Annotated in this window: 4 protein-coding genes; 1 reads left to right on the top strand and 3 read right to left on the bottom strand. The window is 39.9% G+C overall.

The window, feature by feature from the left end:
• The 3 genes from AC1DSB_RS16730 to cyoE all read right to left on the bottom strand — a co-directional run.
• The coding region (locus AC1DSB_RS16730) for a cbb3-type cytochrome c oxidase subunit I (protein ID WP_477587159.1) at positions 1-513 on the bottom strand (513 nt) is incomplete at its 3' end.
• Positions 514-547: 34 nt separating this feature from the next.
• Positions 548-1642 carry a cytochrome c oxidase subunit II gene (gene coxB, locus AC1DSB_RS16725; protein ID WP_477531307.1) on the bottom strand — a complete coding sequence of 365 codons (1095 nt, stop codon included), beginning with the start codon at positions 1640-1642 and terminating at the stop codon, positions 548-550.
• Positions 1643-1741: 99 nt separating this feature from the next.
• Positions 1742-2659, bottom strand: coding sequence for a heme o synthase (gene cyoE / locus AC1DSB_RS16720; RefSeq protein ID WP_477587158.1), 918 nt, complete (start codon positions 2657-2659; stop codon positions 1742-1744).
• A gap of 322 nt (positions 2660-2981) precedes the next feature.
• Here cyoE and AC1DSB_RS16715 point away from each other — a divergent pair.
• Positions 2982-3356 (top strand): COX15/CtaA family protein (locus AC1DSB_RS16715; protein WP_477587157.1); only part of this gene is annotated, 375 nt, incomplete at its 3' end.

Here is a 3356-nt window from a genome sequence, read left to right as displayed (position 1 = left end):
GTTAATACCTCCGATTAATGTACCAAAACCGGAAATGAATAGACCTAAAGCATAAAAGTCAATCCCATGACCCGGTGAAGCTAATGAAAGCGATGCATATGAAGTCCATCCTGCATCAGGTGCTCCTCCCAAGAACCAAGATAAGTTAAGGAATACTCCTCCGAAGAAGAATAACCAGAAACCTAAAGAGTTTAAGAATGGGAAAGCAACGTCACGCGCACCGATTTGAAGTGGCATAACGGCATTCATAAAGCCTAATAACAATGGCATGGCAGCCAGGAAGATCATGGTTGTACCATGCATCGTGATAATTTGATTGAAAAGACCAGCACTCACAAAATCATTGTCAGGTTGTGCTAGTTGTATACGTATAAGCATAGCCTCGATACCGCCGACGATAAAGAAGAATCCACCGGTAATGAGGTAAAGGATGGCAATTTTCTTATGATCGACTGTTGTTAAATAGTCCCAAAGAGTGGCACCAAAGCCTTTTTTCTGTGCGATTGAACTCACAACTTTAACCTCCTTCTTGTCATTCTGTAGAAGATTAATCTTCTACAGATAGTCCCATTAAGTATTCTGTCAGAGCTGTGAGCTCTTGATCTGTTAATTCTTTACCATTTCTATTAGGTAAATCTTCAGGTTGAGGCATCAAGTTACCTGGTTTATGCTCTTCAGGATCATTAATCCATGCCTTAACGTTTTCATCAGTTTGTTCCATGAAACCAGCTACTCGGTTGCGATCTCCAAAAGTTGCTAAGTTAGGACCTACACCACCAGTTGTGCCTGCACCTGATACAGCATGACAAGCAATACAGCTAGTGTTGAAGATTTCCTGACCTTGCTGAGCAACGTCACCTTCTGGCGTTTCTTCTGCTTTTGATGCTTTCATGTCTGCTACCCAAGCATTGAAATCATCACGATCTAAAGATCTTACTTTGAAGTCCATAAGGGCATGTGAAGGACCACAAAGTTCCGCACATTTACCATAAAACACACCATCTTCAAGACTATCTGAAGGATTGTCGAATGTTAAATAGAATGTGTTTAGGTTTTCAACGTTTGTATCCATTTTACCGCCCGCTGCAGGAATCCAGAATGAGTGTTTTACATCTGCTGCTTTAAGGTTAAAGTAAACTTTCTCTTGCGTCGGTACTACTAATTCTTGAGCTGTAACGATTCCTAAATCCGGATACTCAAATTCCCACCAGTAAAGATTTGCTTTAACGTTAACCGTTACTGCTGTCTTATTGCCTTTTGCATCGACTGTATCCATACCACTGACATCCGCCAATTTATATGTAGAGACTACAGTAGGAACTGTCAAAATCAATAGTAAAATAATCGGAACGATAGTCCAGATAAGTTCTAATTTGTGACTTCCTTCTACTTGCTTAGGAATTACATGTTCGCCCACTTTAGAACGACGGAACTTGACGATTGCAAGAATGTAAACAATCATTACTACAACAATAACAAGTACCATGATTCCTGTTGAAAGCAACATTAAATCCAATTGATCTCTACCGACTTGTCCCGCTGGAGTAAGTGTAGATAAATGTTCTTCACCGCATCCAGACAAAAAGACCATTAGAGCTGTCAGCAGTGAAAAGAGACGCCACTTTTTGAGCCCTTTCATCATAGCTTAATCAAACCCCTCTTTCGTAGTTGTATTCATTTGTAAATCGGACTGTGGTTCCATTCTATATGAATTCTAAATTCAAAGAAAGAATCCCAAAAGTTAGCTGAAAATCGAGAAAATAATCATCGAGACAAAAATGATGGTCATGTAATTTAAGGAATAGATAAACATGCCTTTTGCCCATTTTAAATCATCTTCCGCTTTAAAGCCTCTTAGTGCAAGTACGAGCCATCCAATATTAAGCACAGTAGCGAGTACGAGGAACCATGTTCCTAGTTCCATGAGTAAGAATGGAAGTGGGAAAAGAACTAAAATCCACAGAAGCATGGAGCGCTTCGTATGTGCAAATCCTTTAATAACCGGCAACATCGGAATGYCTGCCGCCCGGTATTCTTCCGTTCGTTTCATAGCAAGTGCATAAAAGTGTGGAGGCTGCCATGCGAACATGATGAGGAATAATGCAAGTGCACCCCATCCAAGTGTAGGTTCAACTGCTGCCCATCCGATTACTGGAGGAATAGCCCCTGATATACTCCCAACGATTGTATTGCTCACATGCCTTCTTTTTGACCACATGGTATAAAGGACAACGTAACTGATAATACCAGCAAGTCCCCATATACCAGCTGAAAACGATGCCATAAATAACAAAATCTCACCGACAACCATGAAGGACAGAGCAACGGACAATACGGCAGTTGGTTTGAATCGTCCCGTCACAGTCGGTCTGGATTTTGTTCTCGCCATAATTGGATCTATATCCTGATCGATGTAGTTGTTCATTGCGGCTGAACCGGCAATAATCAACGCTGCACCGACAAGAGTATAAAACATGAGGTCCATCTCATCTAAGAAGTGACGGTTTGAAAATTGAAATGCCAACCATAATCCCGTAAACGTAGTCACAAGGTTTGAGTTTACAATTCCAATCTTAATCAATGCAAGAAAGTCTTTAACAAATGATGTTGTTTCAAGATCCGCATCAGTTCTTGCATTGATCGCGCGACCGTTTGACATGATAACTCCCCCTTTCAAAGTTGTAAGCATATTCCGCTACACTTACTATATCGAAAAACTTATGCTAATTCTATATTTAAGTTCAAATTCGATAAAAAGCCATAGCGGTTTCCTGTCAATTTGACACAACATATCTATAGTAAAGCATTTTCTAAAAAGTTTTGTGAATGGAAAGAGAATATTTTATGAACAATTTGTGAATTGGGTATCCTTACTGTTGTTGTTTCTCTGTTAAACATTGTTTTTTGTCATATTCTTAGCTATTATCAAACATGCAGGTATCGCATTTTCGCGATCAGTATAGACAAAGTAGGTGTCATTCATGCAACAAAGTAAATACTTAAAGTGGTTTGCTGTTGCTTCTACAATCGGCATGTTGCTCATAATTCTTGGTGGAGCACTTGTTACGAAAACAGAAAGTGGAATGGGTTGCGGCAGACACTGGCCGGGATGCAATGGAGAACTAATTCCCGACAAAATCACTACTGAAGTTTTAATTGAATTTTCTCACCGTCTCGTAACTGGTTCGGTAGGTTTTCTCATCTTGATCTTATCCGTTTGGTCATGGAAAGCAATGGGACATATACGCGAAACAAAATTTTTAGCTTTTATGGCAATGTTTTTCTTGATTTTACAAGCGCTAATTGGTGCAGCTCAAGTTCTATGGGGACAAGGTGACTTTATATTAGCCCTCCAT

The sequence above is a fragment of the Paenisporosarcina sp. P4_E4_2 genome, from assembly GCF_056401595.1.
Note: the sequence above shows the minus strand (reverse complement) of the source record. Positions and strands in the feature narration are given on the sequence as shown.